At 71.8% G+C, this 25285-nt stretch carries 21 protein-coding genes and 1 pseudogene; 12 read left to right on the top strand and 10 right to left on the bottom strand.

What is annotated here, in order from left to right; all coding sequences use genetic code 11:
• Positions 1 to 65 precede the first annotated feature (65 nt).
• Entirely contained in the window at positions 66 to 506 is a 441-nt protein-coding gene (locus ACERZO_RS17095; protein WP_372665653.1) for a hypothetical protein, read from the top strand.
• Here ACERZO_RS17095 and ACERZO_RS17090 read toward each other — a convergent pair.
• Positions 460 to 852 (bottom strand): VOC family protein, encoded by a 393-nt coding sequence (locus ACERZO_RS17090; protein WP_372665652.1) that lies wholly within the window; start codon positions 850 to 852, stop codon positions 460 to 462. The two genes, ACERZO_RS17095 and ACERZO_RS17090, sit on opposite strands and share 47 nt — an antisense overlap.
• Before the next feature lie 84 nt (positions 853 to 936).
• Here ACERZO_RS17090 and ACERZO_RS17085 point away from each other — a divergent pair, with 84 nt between their 5' ends.
• The 3 genes from ACERZO_RS17085 (at position 937) to ACERZO_RS17075 (ending at position 4463) form a co-directional block, all read left to right on the top strand.
• Complete coding sequence (locus tag ACERZO_RS17085; protein ID WP_372665651.1) at positions 937 to 1869, top strand: helix-turn-helix transcriptional regulator; 933 nt, start codon at positions 937 to 939, stop codon at positions 1867 to 1869.
• A gap of 264 nt (positions 1870 to 2133) precedes the next feature.
• Entirely contained in the window at positions 2134 to 4200 is a 2067-nt protein-coding gene (locus ACERZO_RS17080; RefSeq protein ID WP_372665650.1) for an AMP-binding protein, read from the top strand.
• Complete coding sequence (locus ACERZO_RS17075; RefSeq protein WP_372665649.1) at positions 4200 to 4463, top strand: hypothetical protein; 264 nt, start codon at positions 4200 to 4202, stop codon at positions 4461 to 4463. The genes ACERZO_RS17080 and ACERZO_RS17075 overlap by 1 nt, the downstream gene beginning before the upstream one ends.
• On the opposite strand, the gene ACERZO_RS17070 is transcribed toward ACERZO_RS17075, so the two are convergent.
• Positions 4448 to 5047, bottom strand: a complete 600-nt coding sequence (locus tag ACERZO_RS17070) for a GyrI-like domain-containing protein (RefSeq protein WP_372665648.1) — start codon at positions 5045 to 5047, stop codon at positions 4448 to 4450. The two genes, ACERZO_RS17075 and ACERZO_RS17070, sit on opposite strands and share 16 nt — an antisense overlap.
• Complete coding sequence (locus ACERZO_RS17065) at positions 5047 to 5550, bottom strand: PadR family transcriptional regulator (RefSeq protein ID WP_372665647.1); 504 nt, start codon at positions 5548 to 5550, stop codon at positions 5047 to 5049. Before ACERZO_RS17065 ends, ACERZO_RS17070 begins: the two co-directional genes overlap by 1 nt.
• A 102-nt stretch (positions 5551 to 5652) precedes the next feature.
• Here ACERZO_RS17065 and ACERZO_RS17060 point away from each other — a divergent pair, with 102 nt between their 5' ends.
• The 6 genes from ACERZO_RS17060 (at position 5653) to ACERZO_RS17035 (ending at position 13015) form a co-directional block, all read left to right on the top strand.
• Positions 5653 to 6972, top strand: coding sequence for an SWIM zinc finger family protein (locus ACERZO_RS17060; RefSeq protein ID WP_372665646.1), 1320 nt, complete (start codon positions 5653 to 5655; stop codon positions 6970 to 6972).
• Between the two features lie 34 nt (positions 6973 to 7006).
• Positions 7007 to 8392, top strand: coding sequence for a DUF5691 domain-containing protein (locus ACERZO_RS17055; protein ID WP_372665645.1), 1386 nt, complete (start codon positions 7007 to 7009; stop codon positions 8390 to 8392).
• On the top strand, positions 8389 to 9474 hold the full coding sequence (locus ACERZO_RS17050; protein WP_372665644.1) for an ATP-binding protein: 1086 nt from the start codon (positions 8389 to 8391) through the stop codon (positions 9472 to 9474). The genes ACERZO_RS17055 and ACERZO_RS17050 overlap by 4 nt, the downstream gene beginning before the upstream one ends.
• A complete protein-coding gene (locus ACERZO_RS17045) occupies positions 9471 to 11651 on the top strand; it encodes a DUF5682 family protein (RefSeq protein WP_372665643.1) in 2181 nt (726 codons plus the stop codon). The genes ACERZO_RS17050 and ACERZO_RS17045 overlap by 4 nt, the downstream gene beginning before the upstream one ends.
• Positions 11648 to 12817, top strand: a complete 1170-nt coding sequence (locus tag ACERZO_RS17040; protein WP_372665642.1) for a VWA domain-containing protein — start codon at positions 11648 to 11650, stop codon at positions 12815 to 12817. The genes ACERZO_RS17045 and ACERZO_RS17040 overlap by 4 nt, the downstream gene beginning before the upstream one ends.
• Before the next feature lie 75 nt (positions 12818 to 12892).
• On the top strand, positions 12893 to 13015 hold the full coding sequence (locus ACERZO_RS17035; RefSeq protein WP_086684836.1) for a ribosomal protein bL36: 123 nt from the start codon (positions 12893 to 12895) through the stop codon (positions 13013 to 13015).
• A gap of 26 nt (positions 13016 to 13041) precedes the next feature.
• Here the strand turns inward: ACERZO_RS17035 and ACERZO_RS17030 are convergent.
• The 7 genes and pseudogenes from ACERZO_RS17030 to ACERZO_RS17000 all read right to left on the bottom strand — a co-directional run.
• Positions 13042 to 14484 (bottom strand): annotated as a pseudogene (locus ACERZO_RS17030) (flavin-containing monooxygenase); the annotation flags it as partial.
• A gap of 67 nt (positions 14485 to 14551) precedes the next feature.
• The gene (locus tag ACERZO_RS17025) at positions 14552 to 16927 is read right to left on the bottom strand and encodes a polysaccharide lyase 8 family protein (protein WP_372665641.1); all 2376 of its coding nucleotides are present in this window, start codon (positions 16925 to 16927) and stop codon (positions 14552 to 14554) included.
• 167 nt (positions 16928 to 17094) lie between these two features.
• Positions 17095 to 18549, bottom strand: coding sequence for an aldehyde dehydrogenase (NADP(+)) (locus ACERZO_RS17020; protein WP_372665640.1), 1455 nt, complete (start codon positions 18547 to 18549; stop codon positions 17095 to 17097).
• A gap of 15 nt (positions 18550 to 18564) precedes the next feature.
• Positions 18565 to 19692 carry a hypothetical protein gene (locus tag ACERZO_RS17015; RefSeq protein WP_372665639.1) on the bottom strand — a complete coding sequence of 376 codons (1128 nt, stop codon included), beginning with the start codon at positions 19690 to 19692 and terminating at the stop codon, positions 18565 to 18567.
• 4 nt (positions 19693 to 19696) lie between these two features.
• Positions 19697 to 20953 carry a glucarate dehydratase family protein gene (locus ACERZO_RS17010; protein ID WP_372665638.1) on the bottom strand — a complete coding sequence of 419 codons (1257 nt, stop codon included), beginning with the start codon at positions 20951 to 20953 and terminating at the stop codon, positions 19697 to 19699.
• Positions 20953 to 21888, bottom strand: coding sequence for a 5-dehydro-4-deoxyglucarate dehydratase (locus tag ACERZO_RS17005; protein WP_372665637.1), 936 nt, complete (start codon positions 21886 to 21888; stop codon positions 20953 to 20955). The genes ACERZO_RS17010 and ACERZO_RS17005 overlap by 1 nt, the downstream gene beginning before the upstream one ends.
• Before the next feature lie 49 nt (positions 21889 to 21937).
• On the bottom strand, positions 21938 to 23446 hold the full coding sequence (locus ACERZO_RS17000; RefSeq protein ID WP_372665636.1) for a sodium:solute symporter family protein: 1509 nt from the start codon (positions 23444 to 23446) through the stop codon (positions 21938 to 21940).
• A gap of 153 nt (positions 23447 to 23599) precedes the next feature.
• Between ACERZO_RS17000 and ACERZO_RS16995 the strand changes: the two genes are divergently transcribed.
• Entirely contained in the window at positions 23600 to 24403 is an 804-nt protein-coding gene (locus tag ACERZO_RS16995; protein ID WP_372665635.1) for an IclR family transcriptional regulator, read from the top strand.
• 26 nt (positions 24404 to 24429) lie between these two features.
• Positions 24430 to 25236, top strand: a complete 807-nt coding sequence (locus tag ACERZO_RS16990) for an NAD-dependent epimerase/dehydratase family protein (RefSeq protein ID WP_372665634.1) — start codon at positions 24430 to 24432, stop codon at positions 25234 to 25236.
• Positions 25237 to 25285: the final 49 nt, after the last annotated feature.

The raw sequence follows: 25285 nt of genomic DNA, 5'->3' as shown, positions 1-25285 counted from the left end.
TCCGACATTTCCCGCGGCCGCTCGTCGGCTGGTGTCACAAATCCGCGTCAGGTTTCCTGCAGGTCATGGACCCGGACCACGCCCTCCTGACCCGTCTGCGCGACCTGGCCGCGACGCTGCCCGGCGACGTCGCGTGGCTCGCCGGCCCGCCCCTGCGTGCCGACGGCATGCGCGACCTCGGCGAGCGCCTCATCTGCCTCGGCGCGGACCTGATCGCCCGCGCGGGCGTCCTCGACGACATCGCCGCCGCCCGCCTGCCCGCCCACGGCTGGATCCCCGAGTGCGGGCCGGATCCGCGCCGCCGTCTCGCGCACTACGTCGGCCGCGGCGAGGTCCGGCTCGGCCTCATCTACTACGCGAGCTGCGGCGCGGGCTGCTTCCCTTTCTACGGAACGGATCCGGCGGAGAAGACCGTCCGGCACGAGCGGTGCGACAAGTGCGTCAAGGAGGCCTACCGCCTCACGAGCGTTCCGTCAGCACAGCGAGGTAGTGCGCGTTCGTCATGACGCCGAGGACGTTCCCGAAGGGGTCGACGACCGACGCCGTCACGAACCCGGGTCCCCGTTCGGTGATCGGCTCGTACTCCTTCGCGCTCAGCTCCTTCAGCCGGGCGACGGTGGCGTCGAGGTCGTCGACGTGCCAGTAGACGATCTCGCCGCTCGCCCCGCCCATGCTCGCCGGGACGTACTTGCGGTCGATGAGCCCCAGTTCGTGCTGGTAGTCCCCGATCCGGAACTCGGCGTACCCGGGCCGCCGGAAGTACGGCTCGATCCCCAGGAACTCGGTGTACCAGGCCTGCGCGGCCGCGTGGTCGTCGGCGAAGTAGGAGACGGTGGCCATTCCTCGCAGCATGTCTGCTCCTCTCAAGCGGTCTGGAGCCATCATGCGGAGTAAAAGTGCTCATCAACTGAGCACTTTGTTTGCCACACTTGCCCCATGCGCGCCGACCGCCTTGTCGCCACCTTGCTGCTGATGCAGACGCGCGGCCGCGTCACGGCCGCCGAACTCGCCGCTGAACTCGAAATCTCCGTAGCGACGGCCCGCCGCGACCTCGAAGCGCTCTCGTCGGCGGGCGTGCCCGTCTACCCGCAACCGGGCCGCGGCGGCGGCTGGCAGCTGGTCGGCGGCGCGCGCACGGACCTGTCCGGCCTGACCGCGCGCGAGTCGCAGGCCCTCTTCCTCCTGGCCGGCCCCGCGGCGGCCGCGTCCCCGGAGGTCAAATCGGCCCTGCGCAAGCTGATGGGCGCGCTGCCGGGCACGTTCCGCCCGGACGCCGAGGCAGCCGCGGAAGCGATCGTCGTCGATCCGGCGGGCTGGGGCGAACGCGTCAAGGAGCGGCCGCCGATGGTCGAGCTGCTGCGGGACGCGGTGATCGCGCGCCGGCGCGTCCGGTTCACCTACAGCGGGCGCGAGCGGCTCGTGGACCCGTGGGGCCTGGTCGACAAGGACGACGTCTGGTACCTCGTCGCCGGGACGCCCAAGGGGCGCCGGACGTTCCGGGTGGACCGGATCGCCGCGCCCGTCCCGACCGAGGAAGCCGCCGACCGCCCGGCGGACCTCGAACTGGCGAAGGTGTGGGACGAGGTCGTCGAGGAGATCGAGAAGCGCCGGTCACTGCTCACCGCGGACGTGGTGCTGGACCGGCGCTACTTCAGTGTGCTGCGCGGGCGGTTCGGCCGGCACTGCGAGCATGTCGCGGACCTGCCTGGTGACCGCGTCCGCGCGCGGGTCGCGGCGCCGGCGCCGATCATGATCGCGCAGGAGCTGGCGGGGTGGGGCGCGCTGGTGGAGGTGGAGAGTCCCGGGTCCGTCCAGGCGGAACTCGCCCGGCTCGGCCGGGAGCTGGTTGACCGGTATGCCCCGAAATGACGTGAATGACTCATTCATGTCGCCTGACGCCATGAATGAGTCATTCACGTCGTTGGCGCCCCCCCGCGCACACTCCCCGTGGCCGTTATGCTCGGTGAACGGCGTTAATCACTCCACAGTGGACACTAGGAGGACCTACTACGAGTGTCCGTTACTCTCCGGTATCTGGCCGTTCGGAGTATCCGGGATCACCCGTTTGCTGTTACTGTGACGTCTCCGTGACCTGAACGTGTGTTCGGTGATCCCCTGCGGTGAGGGCAGACGATGCGTGACGATGTAGTCGAGGCGAGCGCCGTGGTCGGGCACACGCCGGATGTGGTGTGGCAGATCGTCGGTTCGCCTGAGTGGTATTCGCGGTTCGTGCCGGAAATCGCCGGGTGCGAGGTCGTCGAGCACGCCGCGCGCGGCCGGGGACCCAAAGCCGTGATCCGGATCGTCCCCGAGCGCGGGCCGATGCTGGAGGCGCAGGTCCAGGCCGTCGTGTACCGGCCGGGCGAACACGTCGTGTGGTGCGGCGTCCCCGACGAAGGCACCTGGGTCTCACTCGAGCTGAGACCGCTGGCCGGGGGCAAGACCGAGCTGTTCGTCCGGATGATGCTGCCGCCGTCGCACGCGGATCTCGTGTCGTCGGTGAAGAAGGACGTCCGCGCCCTCGCGCGGCGCCTCGACCTGCACCTCGCCGGCAAACCCGACCCGGACGCCGACCGCGACGGCAACAAGGCCACCAAGCTGCGCACCACGAGCGTCCTGGTGCGCGCCGGCGTCCTGTCCGCGGGCCGTCCGGACAAGATCGCCCGCCAGCTCAGCTCGCTCGCCCAGTGGGGCGCGACCATCGCCGGCGGCTACCAGGCCGCCGCGGCCCGCGTCCCCGACGAACCCGCGCTGCACGACGAGCGCAGCCTCCGCACCTTCAAACAGGTCCAGGAGCGCAGCGACCGGCTCGCGAACGGGCTGAGCGAGCTCGGCGTCGGCGAACGCGACCGGATCGCGCTGATGTGCCGCAACCACGCCGCGATGGTCGAGTCGTTCGTCGCCGCCAGCAAGCTCGGCGCCGACCTGATCCTGCTCAACACCGGCCTGTCCGCGGCTTCGGTCAAGGACGTCATCGCCGAGCACCAGCCGGCGGCCGTGCTGGCCGACGACGAGTTCGCGCAGACCATCGCGAACGTCCCGGGCGAGTTCGCCCGGATCAGCACGTGGCCGGACGCCGAAACCGGCTACCCCACCGTCGACGAGCTGATCCACGCCGCGCCCGCCGACCCGCCCAAGCCGGTCGACCGGCCGGGCCGCGTCGTCGTGCTCACGTCCGGGACCTCCGGGACGCCGAAGGGCGCGCGGCGCCCCACGCCGAAGGGCATGGGGACGGCCGCGGCGATCCTCGACCGCATCCCGCTGCGCGCCGGCGACCGGATCATGGTCGCGGCGCCGCTGTTCCACAGCTGGGGCCTGGCCGCGATGCAGCTCGGCATGGCGCTGCGGGCGTCGCTCGCGCTGATCCGCAAGTTCGACGCCGAAGAGACGCTGCGGGCGATCGCCGAGCAGAAGTGCGACGCGCTGTTCGCGGTGCCGATCATGCTGCAGCGCATCATGGACCTGCCCGAGCGGGTCCGCGCGCGCTACGACCTGTCGTCGCTGCGGATCGTCGCGAGCAGCGGCTCGGCGATGTCCGGGTCGTTCGTCACGCAGTTCATGGACACCTTCGGCGACGTCCTCTACAACTTCTACGGCTCCACCGAGGTGTCCTGGGCGAGCATCGCCGCCCCGGCCGACCTGCGCGCGGCGCCGACCACGGCCGGCCGCTGCCCGCTCGGCACGCGCGTCGCGATCCTCGACGAGGACCGCAAGCCGGTCCCGCCCGGCGGCGAAGGCCAGATCTTCGTCGGCAACGACATGCTGTTCGACGGCTACACGAACGGGAAGGACCCGGCGCGCGCGGCCGACCTGATGGCCACCGGCGACGTCGGCTACCTCGACGCGGCGGGCCGCCTGTTCGTCACCGGCCGGGCCGACGAGATGATCGTGTCCGGCGGCGAGAACGTGTTCCCCCGTCCGGTGGAAGAAGCGCTGGTGGCGCTGCCCGGCGTGCACGACGCGGCGGTGGTCGGCGTGGCGGACGCGGAGTGGGGCCAGCGGCTGGCGGCGTACGTCGTCCCGCGACGCGGCGCCTCGCTGCACGCGGAGGACATCCGCGCGTACATCCACCAGCGGCTGGCCCGGTTCGCCGTGCCGCGCGACGTGTACTTCGTGCCGGACCTGCCCCGCAACGCGACGGGCAAGATCCTCAAGCGCCTGCTGCACGACGACACCTGGCCGGTCTCCAGCGAGTACTGATGCCCGAGCGCACGCCGGACGGCCGGTACATCGTCGTGAACGGCCGCCGGTGGCGCGCGACCGACCCGGAGATCCCGGAGGACGTCCGCGACCGCCTGCAGAAGCACCTGATGGCGGCCCGGCGCGTCCAGGACCGCGCGCGCACCCAGACGGCGAAGGTGGCGTTGGGCGAGCGCGGTGAGCCGTGGTGGGAGCAGACGTCCGAGCAGCGGCGGGCGCGCTGGGAAAGCGGCCTCGCCGAGCTGGATCAGCCGACCGGCTGACGCAGCACGGTCTTGAGCTTCGCGGGCTCGGTCTTCCGCGGATCGCCGAGGTAGACCTCGTGGTGCAGGCCGGTTTCCTTCAGCCCGTGTTCCGGGAGGAACTCGTCGTGCAGGCGGGCGAGCAGCGGGCCTTCGTCGTCGTAGGAGCCGATGTGGAGCGCCTGCGCGCAGCGGCCTTCGTGCAGCTTCTCGAGCCGGACCGGCGGGTCGATCTTCTTCTTGCGCCGCACCGATTCCCGGGCTTCCTCGACGGCGACCTCGCCGATGTGTCCCGGCAGGGAGATCAGCATCGTCCACTGCCAGGAGTCCTTGGCGCGCACGGTGAACGCCGTGTAGTCGTCGGCCCACCACAGGCCTTCCAGCGGGGCCACGACGAAGTCCTCGCCGGTGCGCTTCGCCGTCATCTTGATCGTGTACGCGAAGGCGTAGAGCGCTTCGACGGCCTTCTTGTAGCTTTCCGCCGTGTTCGGGTTGCCTCGGCCGTCGATCGCGAGGAACTGCTGTTCGGGCACGTCGAGCAGCGCCCAGTCGGTGTTCTTCGGCGCGTACAGCTGCTTCAGGTCCTTCTTGACGTCGTAGGGCATCAGGCCAGTCCTTCCAGCCAGGCGGCTTCCGCTTCCAGCTGCTTGAGGGAGTAGTCGAAGATCGCGCGCACGAACGGCGGAGCCTCTGCTTGGGCGGCTCGGCGAACCTCGACCAGCCGGTCCGCGACGGCTTCGGCGCGCCGGGCCAGCGCGGCCGCGAGCCGGTCGGGCGGGATCACCGGGCTGTTGGCCAGCCCGACCAGCACCGGCGGGTGCACCGGGCGCAGTTCGGCGATCGCCGCCTCCGCGGCCGCCGCGCAGGCTCGCCGGCCCGCGTCGGTGGCCGTGTACGTCTTCTTCGCCTTGGCGTGCGCGCGTTCTTCCGCGACTTCGGCGACCAGGCCGCGGTCGCGGAGTTTGCCGAGGACGTAGTAGATCGAGCTGAAGCCGAGGGCGGTCCACTCGCGCATGCCGCGTTCGGACACCACTTCGTCCAGCTCGTAGCCGTGCCTCGGCCGCTCGACGACGAGGCCGAGGACGGTCAGCTCCGCGTCGGTCAGCACCCGACTATTCTAGTGCTGGAATACGACGGTTCGTCAAGGGTGCCGGAAATTGTCGGTGGGTGCTGGCATGCTTCAGCGAGTACCGGAAAGCGAGGTCGGAGAGTGGGGGGACAGGTGGTGACGGCGGTGCCGTGGACCGCGGAACGCGTGGCCGGGCTGGCGCCGGATCCCGCTTCGGAGAAGGCGGGCCGGGCGCTGGCCGCGCCGGCGAAGTGGTCGGGCGCGAGTGCGTCCGAAGACGCCGTGTGGGGCTTCTGCCAGGGCAGTGGCAAGAAGCCGTACCAGACGTGTGTCGAGCTCGCCGAGCCCGCGTTCCGGTGTTCCTGTCCCAGCCGGAAGTTCCCGTGCAAGCACGCCCTGGGGCTGTTGATGTTGTGGGCCACCGGAAAAGTGGACGCGGCCGCGCCACCCGAGTGGGTGCACACGTGGCTGGCCGAACGCGCCGACCGGGCCCGCCGCGCGGAGAAACGCGCGGAGGCAGCGGGACCGAAGGACGAGGAAGCGGCCGCTCGACGGGCATCGGAGCGGGCGGCGCGCGTCGAAGGCGGCGTCGCGGAGCTGAAGATCTGGCTGACCGACCGGATCGGCGCGGGGTTCGCCGGTTTCGAGCGCAGCGGCGGCGAAGAGCTGCGCACGGTGGCGGCTCGGATGGTGGACGCGCAGGCGTCCGGCCTCGCGGGCGGCTTGCGCCGGGCGGCCGGGATCGTCGGCCGCCGCGACTGGCCGGAGGCGTTGCTGGGCGAGCTGTCCCTGGTGTACCTGCTGGCGGATTCGGCGACCCGGTTGGACTCCTTGCCTCCCGCGTTGGCGGAAACGGTCCGCACGCGGCTGGGGTTTTCGGTGGAGACGGCCCGGGTGCTCGAGCAGGGCGAGCGGGTCTCGGACGAGTGGCTGATCACGGGCGCGGCGGACGAGGAGAACGACCGGCTGCTGACGCGCCGGACGTGGTTGCGCGGCCGGGACACGGGCCGGGACGCGCTGGTGCTGTCGTTCGCGCCGCCGGGCCGTCCGCTGGATTCTTCGTTGCCACCAGGGCATTTCCTGACGGCATCGCTGGCGTTCTACCCGGGAGCGGCCCCGCTGCGGGCGTTGGTGGTGGAGCGCGGCATCCCGTTGGCGGCGTCGTCGGCGTCCGGCGGCTCGATTTCCGAGGCGCTGGGAGCGTACGCGCGGGCGATGGCGGCGGACCCGTGGCTGGAGCGCTGGCCGGTGCTGCTGTCGGGCGTGACCCCGGCGGAACACGGCGGCGGGTGGTGTCTGTCCGAAAAGGACGGAACGGCGTTGCCGCTGGTGCCGTACGCGTTCCCGTGGTCGTTGCTGGCGATGTCGGCGGGCTGCCCGCTGACGGTGGCCGGCGAGTGGAGCCCGGCGGGCTTGCGGCCGCTGACCTGCTGGCACGAGGACCGGGCGGTGCGGCTGTGAACTTTTCCCTTACCCACGAACAGGAGGTGCGACCGTGAAAGCCTGGGAAGACCTCGTCGGCACCGCGCTCCTCGGCACCCGCCGTCGCACCCTGGACCCCGCGACCCAGCCGGCCGCCGTCCAGGACCTCATCCAAGACCGCACCGACCCCGCCGAACAGCTCCTCGCGGCGGCGGCCGTCCTCACCACCTACCGCCGGGCCGGGCGGCAACCCCTGCACGACGTCCGTCCCCTCCCCGTCGCCGCCCCGGACGAGCGCCCCTTCGTCCCGCCACTCGCCCGGGAACGCCTGGCCCGGCTGCTCGCCGCCAGCCATCCCGATCTCCTCCTGGAATGGCTCGGCATCGTCGCCGGCACGGACTACCGCGTCCCGCCCGAAACCCTCCCCCTCCTCGCCGAAGCCGCCCGGAGCAAGGCCGCCCTGCGGGGGCCGCTCGTCGCGGTCGCCGGGCCCGTCGGGGCGTGGCTCGGGCAGCGGAACCCCGACTGGTCCTTCCTCTCCGCACCCACCGAAGAACACGCCGACGTCTGGCAGTACGGCAGCCTGGCCCAGCGCCGGCGCTGGCTCGCCACCAAGCTCACCCAAGACCCCGCCGCGGCTCGCGAAGCCCTCCACACGTCCTGGAAGAGCGAACCCGCCGAAGTCCGCTCGGACTTCCTCGGCGTGCTCGCCGGGCACGTCCGCCCCGAGGACGAAGACTTCCTCGAAGCCGCCCTCACCGACCGCGCCGCGGCCGTCCGCGAACGGGCCGCCGAGCTGCTCGGCCGCCTGCCCGGCACCCGGTACGGCGAAAGCATGGCCGAGCGCCTGCGGCCGCTCGTCCGCCGCCGCGGCCGCGTCCTCGAAGTCACCGTCCCGCAGGGCGAACGCGGCGAGGGCACTGTCCGGCTGCGCACGCTCGTCGCCGCCGCTCCCCTGGCCTTCTGGGCCGAGTTCGGCCCGCCGGCCGAGGTCGTCCGGATGACCGTCGAAGGCTGCCCGGCCGGGGTCCTGCGCGACTCCTGGGCCACCGCCGCCCTGCGCCAGCGCGACGAAACCTGGGCCCAGGCCCTCATCGGCGCCGACCCCGGCGGCCGCACCACCCCACCGCTGCTCGGTGTGCTCAGCCCCGGGAGCCAGGCCGCCACCGTCGGGCACCTGATCGGCAGGCTGCCCGTCGAATCGTTCGCGCGGCTGGTGCACGAGCTGCCCCGGCCGTGGACGAAGGAGCTCGGCACCGCCCTGCTCGACTGGATCGCCCGCCAGGACGACCACCGCCTGGTCTCGCACGCCGCCGTCGTGATCGCCCGCGCGGTCCCGCCGCAGTGCCTGCGTCACCCGCTGGCCACCACCCGTCTGACCATGGACGCCGGGCCGTGGCGCCGGGCGCTCACCGAAACGCTGAACTTCCGCCGCGAAATGTACGAGGAGCTCGCATGACCGCCCCCACCGTCCTCCGGCCGCACGCCGAACAGGACCACGCCGCCGAGCTGGCCGCGCTGGCCGCCGCCGACGAGCGGGCCAAGCCGCCCAACTGGCACCTGTCCCCGTGGGCCGTCGTCGAGTACCTGCTCGGCGGCACCCTGCCGGACGGCACCGTGATCACCCCGAAGTACGTCGGCCCGCGGCGGCTGATCGAGGTCGCCGTCGCCACTTTGGCCACCGACCGCGCACTGCTGCTGCTCGGCGTGCCCGGCACGGCGAAGACGTGGGTGTCCGAACACCTCTCCGCCGCGATCAGCGGGGACTCGACGCTGCTGGTGCAGGGCACCGCGGGCACGTCCGAGGAGTCGATCCGCTACGGCTGGAACTACGCCCGGCTGATCGCCGAGGGCCCGAGCACCGCCGCGCTGGTCGAAAGCCCGGTGCTGCGCGCGATGCGGGACGGCAAGCTCGCCCGCCTCGAAGAGCTGACCCGCATCCCGGCCGACGTCCAGGACTCGCTGATCACGATCCTGTCCGAGAAGACGCTGCCGATCCCGGAACTGGGCACCGAGGTGCAGGCGCGCCCGGGCTTCAACCTGATCGCGACGGCGAACAACCGCGACAAGGGCGTCAACGAGCTGTCGAGCGCGCTGCGGCGGCGGTTCAACACCGTCGTGCTGCCGCTGCCGGACAGCGCCGAGGCGGAGGTCGAGATCGTCAGCCGGCGCGTCGCCGAGCTGGGCACGTCGCTGCAGCTGCCCGCGGAGGCCGCCGAGCTGGCCGAGATCCGCCGGGTGGTCACGGTGTTCCGCGAGCTGCGCTCGGGCCGCACCGAAGACGGCCGCACGGCGGTGAAGTCGCCGTCCGGCACGCTGTCGACGGCCGAGGCGATCAGCGTGCTCACCGGCGGGCTCGCCCTGGCGGCCCACTTCGGCGACGGCGTGCTGCGCCCGCACGACATCGCGGCCGGCATCCACGGCGCGGTCGTCAAGGACCCGGTGGCCGACCGCGCGATCTGGATCGAGTACCTCGAGACGGTCGTCCGCGAGCGCGACGGCTGGGCCGACTTCTACCGGGCGGGCCAGGAGATCTCGTGACCACCCACCTGCTCGGCATCCGCCACCACGGCCCGGGGTCCGCCCGGGCCGTGGCGACGCGGCTTGCCGAACTGGAGCCCGACGTCGTGCTGATCGAAGGGCCGCCCGAAGCCGACGTCCTGGTCGAGCTGACCGAAGACCCGGCCATGCAGCCGCCGATCGCGCTGCTGGCGTACGCGACCGACGACGTCTCGCGCGCCGCGTTCTGGCCGTTCGCCGTGTTCAGCCCCGAATGGCAGGCGCTGACGTACGCGCGCGAAGCCGGGATCCCGGTGCGGTTCTGCGACCTCCCGGCCGCGAACACGTTCGCCGCGGGCCCGGACGAGCACGCCGCCCCACCCGGCGACCCGCTCGCCGCGCTGGCCTCGGCCGGCGGCTACGACGACCCGGAACGCTGGTGGGACGACGTCGTCGAGTCGCGGCGCGGCGACGAGAACCCCTTCGAGGTGATCGCCGAGGCGATGACCGCGCTGCGCGAGGGCGAGAAACCGCCGCAGGGCAACGAAGGCCGTCGTGAGGCGTACATGCGCTCGGTGCTGCGCCGCACCCGCAAGGACGGCTTCGAGAACATCGCCGTCGTCTGCGGTGCGTGGCACGTGCCCGCGCTGGCCGACCCGCTGCCGCCGGCGTCGCACGACCAGTCCGTCCTCAAAGGACTGCCGAAGCGGAAGGTCGCGTGCACCTGGGTCCCGTGGACCCACGGCCGGCTCGCGACGGCCAGCGGTTACGGCGCGGGCGTCCGATCGCCCGGCTGGTACCACCACCTCTTCACCACGCCCGAGGACGTCACCACGCGCTGGCTGGCGGGTGTCGCGGCGGTGCTGCGCGAAGAGGACCTGCCCGTCTCGACCGCGCACGTCATCGAGGCGGTCCGGCTGTCCGAAACCCTGGCCACGCTGCGCGGGCGGTCGTCGGCCGGGCTGGCCGAGGTCACCGAAGCCACCCGGTCGGTGCTGTGCGGCGGCGACGAGGTGCAGGTCGAGCTCGTCACGCGGCGGCTGGTGGTCGGCGAACGGCTCGGCGAAGTGCCCGACCGGGTGCCGCAGCCGCCGCTGGCCGCGGACCTGACCGCGACGGCGAAACGCCTGCGGCTCAAGAAGGACCCCGTCGTCAAGGAGCTCGACCTCGACCTGCGCACGCCCGGCGGGCTCGACCGGTCGAAGCTGCTGCACCGGCTGCGCATCCTCGGCATCGAGTGGGGCAGCCGGGAGGCGTCCACGCGGCGGAACAAGGGCACGTTCCGGGAAACCTGGGCGCTGTGCTGGGAACCGTCGTTCGAGGTCGACCTGGTGGCGGCCGCGGTGTACGGCACGACCGTGCCGTCGGCGGCCACCGCCGCGGTCCGCAGCACCGTCGAGGGCACACCCCCGCTGGACGAGGTGACCACGGCCGTCGAGAACTGCCTGCTCGCCGACCTGCCGGAGGCATTGCCCGAGGCGCTTGCGGCGCTCGACACGCGCGCGGCGGCGGACGCGGACGTCGCGCGGCTGATGTCGGCGCTGCCCGCGCTGGCCCGGGCGACGCGCTACGGGAACGTGCGCGGCACCGACACCGGCGCGCTGCGCGCGGTGGCCGACCGCATGCTCGACCGGATCTGCGCCGGCCTGCCGCCGGCGACGCACGGCATCGACGACGACGCCGCGGCCCGGATGGCCCAGCTGGTCGACGGCGTGCACGACGCGACGTCGCTGCTCGGCGAGGAGCCCAAGGAACGCTGGCTGACGGCGCTCGCGCGGCTGGCCGAACGGCCGTCGCTGCCCCCGCTGCTGGCCGGGCGCCTCACCCGGATCCTGCACGACGCCGGGCTGCTCGACGCGCTCGACATCGAACTGCGGCTGGGCCGGGCGCTCACGCCGGGCATCGCGCCGTCGGCGGGCGCGGCATACGTCGAGGGCTTCTTCGACGGCGGCGCGTTGCTGCTGGTGCACGACGAAGGCCTGCTGCGGGTGATCGACGCGTGGCTCGCGGCGATCCACGCGGACGTCTTCACCGAGGTGCTTCCGTTGCTGCGCCGGACGTTCGGCGCGTTCAGCGGGCCCGAGAAGCGGGCGATCGGGAGCCGGGCGGCGGGGCTCGACGGCACCGCGGCGGTCGTCGCGGTGGCCGAGGAACTGGACGAGGACCGGGCGGAGCGCGTGCTGCCGGTACTGGCGACGCTGTTGGGGGTGGGGTCGTGAGCACGGACACCGAGCGGACGCGGCGCTGGCGGCTGGTGCTGGGCGCCGACGGCGCGGGACCGGGATCGGGACTGGCCGACGCCGAACTGTCCGATGAGGACAGTGGCGTCGACTCGGTGCTGGCCGCCCTCTACGACAAGCCGGACGAGGAGGCCACCGGCGGGCCGCGCAGCGCGAACCTGGGCGCGTCGGCACCGCGGGTCGCGCGCTGGCTGGGCGACATCCGGCGGTACTTCCCGAGCACGGTCGTGCAGGTGATGCAGCGCGACGCGGTCGACCGGCTGGGGCTGACCCGGATGCTGCTGGAGAAGGAGCTGCTGTCGGCGGTCGAGCCGGACGTCCACCTGGTCGGCACGCTGCTGTCGCTGAACGGCGTGCTGCCGGAGGAGACCAAGGAGACCGCGCGGGAGGTCGTCCGCAAGGTCGTCGAGGAGCTCGAGGAGCGGCTGGCCGAGCGCACGCGGGCGGCGATCAAGGGGGCGCTGGACAAGGCGTCGCGCACGCACCGTCCGCGCCCGGGCGACGTCGACTGGGCGCGCACGATCCACCGCAACCTCAAGCACTACTCCCCCGAGCTGCGCACGATCGTGCCGGAGCAGCTGATCGGCTACGGGCGGCGCCAGCAGGCGGTGCAGCGGGACGTGATCCTGGCGGTCGACCAGTCGGGGTCGATGGCGGAGTCGGTGGTGTACTCGGGGTTGTTCGGCGCGGTGCTGGCGTCGATGCGGGCGTTGCGGACGTCGTTCGTGGCGTTCGACACGGAGGTCGCGGACCTGACCGAGCACCTCGCCGACCCGGTGGACGTGCTGTTCGGCACCCAGCTGGGCGGCGGAACGGACATCAACCGGGCGATCGCGTACTGCCAGGGCCTGGTCGGCCGGCCCGAGCAGACGCTGCTGGTGCTGATCAGCGACCTGTACGAGGGCGGCGACGAGGACGAGCTCCGCCACCGGATCGCCGAGCTGGTGGGCGCGGGGGTCCAGGTGGTGACACTGCTGGCACTGTCGGACTCGGGGGCACCGTCGTACGACCACGAGAACGCGGCGGCGCTCGCGGAAATGGGAGTACCGGCGTTCGCGTGCACGCCGGACCAGTTCCCGGAGCTGATGGCAGCGGCGGTGAGGGGCGACGACCTGCAGTCCTGGGTAGCGCGGGAGACCAGCTGAGTTGCGGAATGAAACTGAGTGGCGGGAGGTTGAAGGGGGTGTGGGCCGGGGTGCCCACAGGAAGGACGGCTCGCCATGAAGGTCCGCAGCTCGATCCGCTCGCTCGCCCGCCAGCCGGGTGCCCAGGTCATCCGCCGGGGGACGAAGGTGCTGGTGATCAACAAGGACAACCCGCGCAATAAGGCCCGCCAGGGCTGACGGGGGTTTACGCGGCCGGGCCCGGCCGCGCGGCCGAAGCGCATCACTCCGTCGTCGACCCGGCCGAGCCGCATGTCGGCGAAGTCCAGCAAATAGTTCTGCCGCATCATCCAAGGCCGCTTCCCACCCTGCTTCGGCAGACCGGGAGCGGCCCTCTTGATGTACCCCGACGCCAGGTCCACGATCGGCCGCGGCCGGCCCGCCGAAGATGCCGACTCGGCGTCCGGTGCGCAGTACGCGAACCCACGCCGATCCAAATACCCCAGCAGCCGGCACACGTACTGCGACGTCAGGTCCGCCCGCAGCGTCCACGAGTTGTTCGTGTACCCCACGCACCACGCCAAGTTCGGCACGCCGCCGAACATCATCCCCTTGTACGCCCGCTGGTCGCCCGGCACGACAGCGCGCCCGTCCACCGTCAGCTCGATCCCGCCGAACGCCACCAGCCGGAGACCCGTCGCCGTCACGATGATGTCCGCGTCCAGCGAACGCCCGGAAGACAACGACACCCCGGATGACGTGAACCGCGAGATCCGGTCCGTCACGACGTCCGCCTTGCCCGAGCGCAACGCCCGGAACAGGTCCGCGTCCGGCACCAGGCACAGCCGCTGGTCCCACGGGTCGTACGACGGCACGAAGTGCGGGTCCACCGGGATCGACGCCGGCAGCTGCGCCGCCACGCGTTTGCGCAACGCCAGCGACGCCCGCCGCGGCAACCGCCGCATCAGCTGGAAGAACAGCGTTCCCATCACGACGTTCTTGCCGCGCACCACCCGGTGCGCAAGCTTCTCCGGCAGCAGCGCCCGGAGCCGGTCGGCCAGCGCGTCGCGGCCCGGGCGCGCCACGATGTACGACGGCGACCGCTGCAGCATCGTCACGTGCGAAGCGCGCGACGCCAGCGCCGGGACCAGCGTCACCGCCGTCGCGCCGCTGCCGATCACCACGACCCGCTTGTCCGTGTAGTCCAGCGTCGACGGCCAGTGCTGCGGGTGCACGATCTCGCCCGCGAAGTCCGCGCGGCCCGGGAAGTCGACCACGTGGCCGGACTCGTACGAGTAATAACCACTGCACAGGTACAGGAACCGGCACGTGAACGTGGCGCCGTGCTCGGTCGAGACCGTCCACCGCGCCGACGAAGACGACCACGACGCCCGCACCACGCGGTGCCCGAAGCGGATCCGGTCGACCACGCCGAAAGCGTCGGCGGTCGAGCGGATGTAGGACAGGATCGACGGGCCGTCCGCGATCGCCTTCGGGTCCTTCCACGGCCGGAACGGGTAACCGAGCGTGAACATGTCCGAATCGGACCGGATGCCCGGATACCGGAACAGGTCCCAGGTTCCGCCGATCGTGTCCCGCGCTTCCAGCACCGCGTACGTCTTGCCCGGCAGCCGCTCCTGCAGCCGGCAGGCTGCGCCGACCCCGGACAGCCCGGCCCCCACGATCAGGACGTCGAGGTGTTCGGTCATGAAAACCAGCCTAACCGAGGTGGGGACCCCGCCGGACCGGGTCGGGGCACCGGTCCGGCGAGGCGGCCTACCTCAGCGGCACCAGCGAAGTCGCGCCGAAGGTGCCCTTCAGCGGTACCGTCACGGCCTTGCCGCGCACGGTCACCGTCACGCTGTCCTGCGTCTGCGTCGGATCCGACACTGCCAGCTGATGCCGCCCGACTGCCACCGACGCCGGGCCGGACACCCGCACGTCGCCGACCGAGCCGGCGGCGAAGAAGTTCGCCAGCACCGTGCCGTCGGCCGTGCGCACCGCCTGCGCCACCGGCGTGTTCGCCAGCACGTGACACGTCCACGACGCCGTCAGCGTGCCGATCACCGACGCGCCCGGCAGCACCGCGTACGCGTAGGTCGCATCGACCGGCTTGACGCCGTGCTCCAGCACCAGCTTCTGATAGCGGCGCGTGTTCGGCGTCGTGGTGCCCTTCGTGTTGGCGCCGGTGTCGATGTCGCGCCACGCGCCGGTGCGGTCCTCGCGCAGCGCCGTCACCGAGGCGTCGTCCAGGAGCACGTACCCGCCGACGTTCTCCAAGTGCAGCCAACGGGAACGCCGCAGCGCCGAGACCTTGCCGAGGTCCGTCGGGAGCCGTCGGCCGTCCGCCAGCAACGCGCCGCGGCCGCCCTCGCCGAGGTTGCGGTTCTCGATCGTCGTGCGCACGGCGGAGGACGACGTGCTGGTGATCCCGGCCCCGAGGCACACGATCCCGGACGACGTGAAGAACCACGACTTCTTCGCGACCAGCGACCCGTCCCACGACTTGAAGTCCATGGCGTAGGCGCCGGTGCGCGCGTCCCAGCGGACGCCGCCGGTGTGCGGGTTCGGGCCGACCGGCACGCCGCCGAACTTCGGGTCGACCGGGCCGTCGTTCTCGGTCGTGCCCGGCAGCAGCAGCGGGTCGACCGTCGGCCAGTACGCGTCGGTGTAGTGGCCCTTGGCGTTGGGCAGGAACGTGTAGAGCACGCCGTCGCCGACGTGGAAGCCCTTGAGGTTCTGGCCGTTGATGGCCTCGTAGCGCGAAATCCGCGTCGAGCTGACGCCCAGGGACGCCGACCAGTCGTCGGTGACGTGCACCATCCGGTCCTGCTGGCCGAAGACGCGGTGCGTCGCGGTGACCCGCGCCGGGCGCGCGCCCGAAGCCAGCATGTCCTGCGCGAACTCGATACCCGGCGTCGCCACCAGGTCCGGGCCCGGCGCGAACCGCTCCGGGTCGGGGATCTTCAGGAACGGCGCGTATTCGCCTTCCTTGATCCACTTCGCGGCGAGCGCGTTGAGGTCGGTCTTCGTCTTGCCCGACGCCGTGCGGGCCAGCACCAGCGTCGCGACGGTCAGCTGGTGGCCGATGTCGTGCCCGGTCTCGCCCTGGCGCGAGAGCATCCGTCCGCGCACCGGCTCCATCAGCGCGCCCGCGTAGACGAACGGCGCGAAGCTGTCCGCCACCAGCGCGTAGACCTTGTCCTTCAACGGCTGCGGCAGCGCGTATTCGGTGCCCGCCGTGACGTGGATGGCGCCGGCGAGCGCGGTGAGCAGGACGATGCCGTAGTGCCCCGGGTACGGGATGGTGTCGTGCTGGATGAACGAGCCGTCGACGTGGAAGCCGTCGCCGGCCGCGCGGTCCAGCTTGGCGACGACGCTCGCCGCTCCCCCGCCCGCGACGTCGGTGAGCGCGTCGATGCCCGTCTTGATCCAGGCCGTGTCGCCGAGCATCGCGCCGGACACGATGGAAATGAGCGCCTTGTCCGCGCGGTTCGCGCCGGTCTCGATCACCGAGGCGTTGTTCGCGCGCAGGTTCGGGTTGCCGACGAACCGCTTGACCGGCGCGAGGTAGCGGGCCAGCTGCTCCGCGGTGAGCTGCTCGGCGACGACCGACAGCGTGTGCAGCAGGTAGTACGGGATGCCGATCTCGTAGGTGTACCAGTTGCCGATCTCGCCGACGTTTTCGTTGTACTGGCTGGCGTAGATGAGTTCGAGCGCCGACTTGATCCGGTCGAGCACGACCGGGTCGCCGGACAGCGCGCCGCCCGGGGTGCCCCAGTCGACGGCGATCGCGCGCAGCCGCGCGTACATCGACGTCGTGTAGTCGCTGCCCGGGCCGAGCGGCAGGTCCGTCCACAGTGGAGCGCCACTGCCGGCGACGGACAGGCTGGCGTTGTAGGCCTTGGCGACGCGGCCCAGGTTGGCCAGCGCGACGGTCCGTTCCGGCGACGGCCGGTTGATACCGGTCTGCAGCTGCCGGTAGGCGGCGACGATCGGCGCGGTCGCGGCGGGCACCCCGCTCGCCGTCGTGGCTGCGGGTGCCGCGTTTGCCGCGTCTGCCGCGGAAGCGAACGCGGGACGGGTGAGCAACACGGTCGAAGCGGCCGCCAGCGCGCCGCCGCGCAGAGCGTTTCTCCGGTTCACGGGCATGGCAGTGCCTCCCAGGAAGACATCCTCGGCTTGCGGGGGAAGGGGATTCGGTTTTGCGGCGGCGGATTCGGTGCTCGGCGCCGGAAACTGTCGGTGCCGGGCGATAGAATGGAAACGGGGGGCGCCCCCGCGGGAGGCGCATCAGCGAGCCCGCGGGAGCGAACCGGTCAGCGGGAGCCGTCGGTGCGGCGGGGCACCTGCCAAGGGTTGGCCTCCTGGAGGGGTTCGGGCAGCAACGCGTCCGGGAAGCCCTGCCACGCCAGCGGGCGCAGGAAGCGCTCGATCGCGGCGGTGCCGACGGACGTCGTGGTCGGGGCGGTCGTGGCCGGGTACGGGCCGCCGTGCTGCTGGGCCCAGCTCACCGTCACGCCGGTGGGCCAGTCGTTCCACAGCAGCCGGCCGGCGATGCGGGCCAGCGCCGGCAGCACCGGCCGGATCCAGTCCACATCGGACTCCTCGCCGTGGATCGTGGCGGTGAGCCCCGGTTCGATCACGTCGAGCAGGCGCAGCAGCTCGGCCTGGTCGGCGTAGGTGACGATCAGCGACGCCGGCCCGAAGCACTCCTCGTGCACGGTGTCGCCGCCCTCGAGGAACTGCTTGCCGGTCGTGGCCAGCAGCGTCGGGGTGAACGCCGGCGCGGAAGACTCCGACGAAGACACCACCTCGACGCCCGGGACCTCCCGCAGCGAAGAAAGCTGCGAAGAAAAACCCGAAGCGATGCGGTCGTTGAGCATCGGCTGGGCCGCGGCGCCCTCCAACGCGTCCTTCAAGACCGGGGTCAAGCCGTGGTCCTCGGGCAGGAACAGCAGCCCCGGCTTGGTGCAGAACTGGCCGGCGCCGAGGGTGAACGACCCGGCGTAGCCCTTCGCGACGGCCTCCCCGCGCGCCGCGATCGCGGCCTCGGTGACGACGACCGGGTTGACGCTGCCCAGCTCGCCGTAGAACGGGATCGGCCGCGGCCGCGCGTTCGCGATGTCGAACAGCGCGCGCCCGCCGGGGATCGATCCGGTGAACGACGCCGCCGCGATCCGCGGGTCCTGCAGCGCCGTGACGCCTTCCTCCTGGCCGAAGATCACGTCGAAGATGCCCTCCGGCGCGCCCGCGCCGACCAGGGCCTCCCGCAGGATCCGGCCGGTCAGCGCGGACAGCTCCGGGTGCCCGGGGTGTGCCTTGAGGATCACCGGGCAACCCGCGGCGAGCGCGGACGCCGTGTCGCCGCCGGCGACGCTGAACGCGAACGGGAAGTTGCTGGCCGCGAACACCAGCACCGGCCCGATCGCGGTCTTGACGCGGCGGATGTCCGGCCGCGGGCCCATCGGCCAGTCCGGGTCGGCGTGGTCGACGGTGGCGCCGAGGTATTCGCCGTCGGTGAGCACCTCGCCGAACAGGCGCAGCTGGAACGTCGTGCGCTTCAGCTCGCCGGCCAGCCGCGGCGTGGCGGGCAGGTGGGTCTCGCGGTGAGCGAGCGGGACGAGGTCGTCGGCGGCGGCGTCGAGGGCGTCGGCGGCCGCGACCAGCCAGCGGGCGCGCTCGGCCGGGGTCGCCTCGGCGGCGGGGCGGGCGGCCGCGGCGGCCCCCGCCAGGATCTTCTCGAGCGTGGCGGCGTCGGTGGCCTGGCTCATGGGTGGAACAGCTCCTCAGTTTTCCTGGGCGGCGGCGGTGGCCGTGGCCAGGTCGCTCCAGCGACCCGGACCGGCCAGTCCGAGGTGGTACAGGTGCAGCTCGGCCGCGCCCGCCTTGGCCAGCTCGCCGGCGTACGCGGCGATGTCCGGCACCGGGGCGGCGGCGACCGCGGTGATGTAGCTGCCGATCGCGACCCGTTCGGGCAGGGCCTCCCGGGCCGCCGCGACGGCTTCGGCACCCGTGGCGGGCGCCCAGCCGAACAATACGACCGCGTCGACGTCGTCCGCAGCTGACGGCGTCAGCCCCGGCAGCGCGCCGGTGACCCACGGGTCGAGCGCGCCGTGCAGCACGACACGCACACCCGCCGGCAACTGAGCCAGCACGGAGGCTCGCAGGGCATCGGTCGCTTCCTGCCGGCCCCGCAGCAGCATCGAGGTCAACGACGGCGGCAGACCGTCGGCCGTGACGCCCAGGTCGCCGGTCGCGACCAGCCGCCGGACCTCCTCGACGAGCTGGGCCCGGACGGTGTCCGCGTCGAGGTCCCACGAAGCAGCGCAGGCGGCGCAGCAGCAGATCGACAGCAGCCGGGCCACCGCGGGCGCCCAGACGCCGTCGGTCTTCTCGTGCTGGTGCTGGTGCACCGCGCCGAGCGGGCCGCAGGCCTCGAGGATCACCGACGCCAGCTCCAGCCCGGCGACCGACTCCGCGGTCACCTTCGCCGCGTACTCACGCACCGCCGGCTGCGACGGACACAGCGCCCACGGGTAGGACTCGCCGAAGCAGTTGCGGACCACGACGTCCGGGTGCTCGTAGCCGAGCTGGGAGTTGTGGGTCAGCACGATCCACGCGGCCGCCGGGATGCCGGCCTCGTTGAGCAGCCGGACGGCGTCACCCCCGGCATCCTCCGACGACACCCAGTCCGGAGTGGACGGTCGCAGCGTGCCCCACCCCTCGGAGACCGGCCGGTAGAACGCCGCGTGCCGCGCAACCACGGCGGTCCCCGAGGCCGACCACGGCGTCGCCGCGCGGGCGCTGTGGTACGACAGCGCCACGGCCACCTCGTCGACGCCCAGGTCCCGGACCCGCGAAGCGAACCCGGACTCCAAGACGTCCCAGGGGTAGGCGTATCCCGTCACCTTCACCGGGTCACCACCTCGCCGTGTTCGGCTCGAACCCGGACACGTACTTGCGCATGTAGGTCACGTCATCCCGTTTGGTCAGTCCACATCGGACGTAGTTCTCGTGCAGCCCGGCCAGCGCGTCCTCGTCCAGCTTCACGCCCAGACCCGGGGCCGTGGGCACCGCGACGGCCCCGTCCCGGAAGGAAAGCACGCCCGGCTCGATGACGTCCTCGACCTTCCACGGCCAGTGCGTGTCGCAGGCGTAGGTCAGGTGCGGGGTCGCCGCGGCGACCTGGACCATCGCGGCCAGGCTGATCCCGAGGTGGCTGTTGGAGTGCATCGACAGGCCGACGCCGAAGCTCTCGCACGTCGTCGACAACGACTGGGTCGCCCGCAGGCCGCCCCAGAAGTGGTGGTCCGACAGCAGGACGCCGATCGCGCGCGCCCGGAAGCCCGGCTCGATGTCGCCGAAGTTCACCACGCACATGTTGGTGGCCAACGGCATCGACGCCTCGGCGGCGACCTGGGCCATGCCCTCGATGCCCGGCGTCGGGTCTTCGAGGTACTCCAGGACACCGTCCAGCTCGTGAGCCACCCGGATGCCGGTTTGAGGAGTCCACGCGCCGTTCGGGTCGATCCGCAGCGGGTGCCCGGGGAACGCCTCCGCCAGCGCGCGGATCCCGTCGACCTCCTGCGCCGGCTCGTAGACGCCGCCCTTGAGCTTGATCGAGCGGAAGCCGTACTCGTCGATCATCCGCTTCGCCGACCCCACCAGGGTTTCCGGCGTGGTGATCTCGCCCCACGAGTCCTCGCGGCCGTCGACGTGCTTGCCGTACTTGTAGAACAGGTACGCGGAGAACTCGACGGCGTCCCGCGCCTTGCCACCCAGCAGGTCGGTGATCGACCGGCCGAGGTACTGCCCCTGCGCGTCCAGGCACGCGACCTCGAACAGCGAATACACGCTCGCGATGGTCTTGCGGATCGAGAACCCGCCGATCAGGCCGTGGGCGTCGGTCAGCACCGTGTCCGACAACGCCCGCGCGACCAGCCGCTGCAGCCCCGGCAGGTCGAAGACGTCGTGGCCGCGCAGCTGCGGCAGCACCTTGCGCACCTCGCCGAGGAACGCGGAGTCGCCGTAGGACTCGCCGAGCCCGACGATGCCGTCCTCGCACTTGACCTGCACGACGCTGCGCAGCGCGAACGGCTCGTGCACGCCCATCACGTTGAGCAGCGGCGGGTCGGCGAACGCGACCGGCGTCAGCACCACATCGAGGATCTTCATCAGCCCAGCGCCTTCAGCGTGACGAAGCCGTCCTCCACGATCTTCTCGAGCCGGTGGATCTGTTCCGGCGTCGGCTCGACCAGCGGCGGCCGGACCGGGCCGACCTTGTCGCCGCGCAGCCGGGCGGCGGCCTTCACCAGCGAGACGGCGAAACCGGGCGTCTCGTCGCGCAACGCCACCAGCGGCAGGTAGAAGCCGGTCAGCAGCGCGTCCATCACGCGGGTGTCGCCCTCGCCGAGCGCGCGGTGGAAGCGGTGCGCGATCTCCGGCGCGAAGCAGTGCACCGCCGAGGAGTAGCGGGCGACGCCGATCGAGGCGTACGCCTTGGCCGAGACCTCCGCGGTCGGCAACCCGTTGAAGAACAGGAACTTCCGCGCCCGCTCGGTGTCCAGCGCGCGGATGGTGGTGACGATCCGGGTCATCACCTCGACGTCGCCGTAGCCGTCCTTGAGCCCCACGATCGAGGGAATGTCGAGCAGCGAAGCCGCGGCCGGCGCGCTGAAGACGCCGGTGCCGCGGTGGTAGACGATCACCGGCACCGTCGAGTCGCCGACGGCGTAGCGGACGAAGTCGACCAAGCCCGCCTGCGGCCCGGAAACGAGGTACGGCGGCAGCAGCAGGACGCCGTCCGCGCCCCCGGCCTGGGCCGCCGCGACCCCGGCCCGCGCCGACGCCGCGCCGCCCCCGGCGCCCACCCAGACCGGGACGCGGCCGGCGGCCACCTCCCGGGTCCGGGTGAGCACGGAGGCGTGCTCGGCGGGCGAGAGCGAGCTGAACTCGCCGGTGCCGCACGCGACGAACAGCGCACCGGCGCCCGCCGCGATGTGGCTCTCCACGTTCTCCGCGAGCGCGTCGAGGTTGACCTCGAGGTCGTCGGTGAACGGGGTGAGGGGGAACGCCAGCAGGCCGTCCAGCTCGATCTCGTTCTGTGCCATCAGTTTCCGCTCTCTGTCCTTTTTCGGTTTCGGCCGGGTGTGGCCATCGTCAGGCGGGCACGGTCGTGCCTTCCTTCGGCGTGGTGTCGACGTCGTCGGCGGTGTTCACGGTGTCGACGATCTCATCGGCGGCCGCGCTGCGCTCGGGGGCGAGCAGGCCGAGGCCGACGTACAGGGCGAGCGAGACCAGGATCGGCGTCGCGACCAGCACCGTCTGGTTCGCCTTGAACACGTAGTACACCAGCGCGTAGTCGATCAGGCCGCCCGCCCAGGAGATCAGCGCCGCACGCGGGCCGCACTTGCGGAACCACGGCAGCATGCCCAGCAGCAGCGGGATCGAGATCGGGCCCATCAGCGCGGCGACCCAGTTGACGACGATCTGCAGCACGCCGCCGAGGTTCTGCGCCTGCGTGGCCACGAGCATCGTGAGGGCCACGAAGACGACGGTGGTGATCCGGGCGGCCTTGAGGCCCTGGACGTCGGTCCACTGCCGGGTGCGGCGGACCATCGCCGGGATCATGTCGCGGGTGATCACCGCGGAGATCGCGTTGGCGTCGGAAGAGACCATCGCCATGGTGTGCGAGAAGATGCCGGCCAGCACCAGGCCGACCAGGCCCGGCGGCAGGAACGTCGTCGTCATGATCGCGTAGGACTGCGTCGGGTCCTTGATGCCGGGGATGAGCAGCGGGGCCGCGAACATCGGGAACATCAGCACCAGCGGCCACAACAGGTACAGCGCGGACGAAAGCCGCGCGCCGCGCTTGGCCTCGTGGGTGTTCGGCGCGGCCATGTACCGCTGCGCCAGGTTCCACATGCCTCCGTTGTACTCCAGCGTTTTCACCAGCACGTAGACCAGGAGGAAGATGGTGGTGTACTTGGACGTGACCGGGTTGACGTGGCCTTCGGGCAGCTTGTCCCAGATCGTCCAGAGCGCCGAGATCCCGCCGAGCTTGCCGAGGACGACCACGATCATCACGATCGCCGCGATGGCCTGGATGACGAACTGGCCGAAGTCGGTGAGCGCGTCGGCCCAGAGCCCGCCGATGGTGCAGTAGACGAGGGTGACCGCGCCGGTGATGAGGATGCCGAGGTTGTAGTCGAGCCCGGCGAAGACGTGCAGCAGCGTCGCGACGGCGAACCACTTGGCCGCGATGTCGAAGATCTTCAGCAGGCTGCCGCTCCAGGCGAGCGCCTGCTGCGTCGGTACGTTGTACCGCTTCGCGAGGTACTCCAGCGGTGAGGCGACGCCGAGCTTCGAGCGCAACCGGTTCCAGCGCGCGGCGAACAGCCAGCTGCCGATGCCCACGCCGATGCCGATGCTGGCGAAGCCCCAGAAGTACACGGTGACGCCGCTGGTGTACGCGACGCCCGCGTACGCGACGAAGAGCACGGCGCTGTAGCCGGACATGTGGTGCGAGATGCCGGCCAGCCACCACGGCATCTTGCCGCCGGCCGTGAAGAAGTCCTTCACGTCGCTGACCCGTTTGTGCGACCACCAGCCGATCACGATCATCAGCGCGAAGTACGCGCAGACCATCGTCCAGTCGAGTGCGTGCACCGCAGGCTCCCTTCCGCGTCCACGACGATGTGGTTTCACTGTTCACATCTATGAACGGAGTCTGTTATAGTGATTATGTTCATCCATAAGAACGTTGTTCGGGACGCTAATATGGCCGGAGTCACAAGTCAACGGCCGGACGGAGGAGCACAAATGCCGCCAAAGGTGGACACGGCCGAGGGTGCTCCGGTCGAGTCGTCCGGCGTGAAGTCCGCGCGCCGGGCCGTCGACCTCATCGAGACGTTCGCGGCGAACGACGTCTGGCTGTCGCTGTCCGACCTGCACGCGCGCACGGGCTTCCCGCGCTCGTCGCTGCACGGCCTGCTGCGGACGCTCCTGGAAGCCGGCTGGCTGGAGGCGGACACCAACACCGCCCGCTACCGCCTCGGCGTCCGCGCGCTGATCTGCGGCACGGCGTACCTGGACCGCGACGCCGTCGTCCCGTTCGCCACCGAAGCCCTGGAGCGGATCCGGGAGAAGACCGGCTTCACCGCGCACTTCGCGCGCCGCAACGGCACCGAGGTCGTCTACCTGGAGACGCGCGAGTCGCAGCGGTCCACGCACCTCGTCTCCCGCGTCGGGCGCACGCTGCCCGCGCACGCGACCGCGCTGGGCAAGGCGCTGCTGGCCGAGCTGACGCACGACGAGATCGAGGCGCTGATGCTGCCGGCGACGTTGACCGCGCTGACGCCGAACACGATCACGACGCTCGAAGGCCTGCACGCCGAGTGCGCCGCGACCCGCGAGCGCGGGTACGCCGCCGAGGTCGAGGAGGGCACGTTGGGCGTCCGCTGCGTCGCCGCGGTGATCCCCTACCGGATCCCGGGCACGGACGCGATCAGCTGCTCGATGCCGATCGCCCAGGTGACCGACGCCGACGCCCGTCGCGTCGGCGAGCTGCTCGCCGAAACCACCGCCGAGCTCGGGCAGCAGCTGCGCCGGGCCGGCATTCGCTGACCGCCGCCCTTACCGAGAGGAAATCCATGACGGACCAGCGCGTGCTCATCACCGGGTCGGCGGGTGTCGTCGGCACCCTGATGCGCCCCCGCTTGAAGCGCGACGGCCGCGTGCTGCGCCTGCTCGACCTGGCGCCGCAGACGGCGTCGGACGCCTCCGAAGAGGTCGTGACGGCTTCGGTGACCGACCCGGACGCGATGGCCGCGGCGTGCGAGGGCGTCGACGCGCTGATCCACCTGGGCGGGCACAGCCGCGAGAACTCGTGGGAAGCGACGCTCGACGTCAACGTCAACGGCACGCACACGGTGCTGGAGGCCGCGCGGGCCGCCGGGATCAGCCGGGTGATCCTGGCGTCGAGCAACCACGCGGTCGGCTTCCGCCGCAACGACGAGGACCTCCCGGCGGACTCCTCTCCGCGCCCGGACACGTACTACGGCGTCTCCAAGGCGGCGATCGAGGCGCTGGGCAGCCTGTACCACTCGCGGTTCGGCATGGACGTGATCGTCATCCGGATCGGCTCGTGCTTCGAGACGCCGTTGCCGCTGGGCCCGCGCGGGTTGACGACGTGGCTGTCCCCGGACGACGGCGCCCGGCTGTTCGAGGCGTGCCTTTCGGCGCCGTCGCCGGGGTACCGGCTGATCTGGGGCGTCTCGGACAACACGCGCCGGATCTACTCCCTGGCCGAAGCCGAAGCGCTGGGCTACAAGTCGCTGGACGACGCCGAGGTGTACGCGGAGCAGCTGGCCTCGAAGCCCGCCCCGACGGGCGCGGCCGCCGAGTACGTCGGCGGCCCGTTCTGCACCGCTCCCCTGGGCGTCTTCAACCCCCTGTGACGCTTTCCGGGAAGCCGCGGAGGTACTAGTACCTTCGCGGCTTCCCGCG

Source organism: Amycolatopsis kentuckyensis, from assembly GCF_041679295.1.
Classification (GTDB): domain Bacteria; phylum Actinomycetota; class Actinomycetes; order Mycobacteriales; family Pseudonocardiaceae; genus Amycolatopsis; species Amycolatopsis kentuckyensis_A.
Note: the sequence above shows the minus strand (reverse complement) of the source record. Positions and strands in the feature narration are given on the sequence as shown.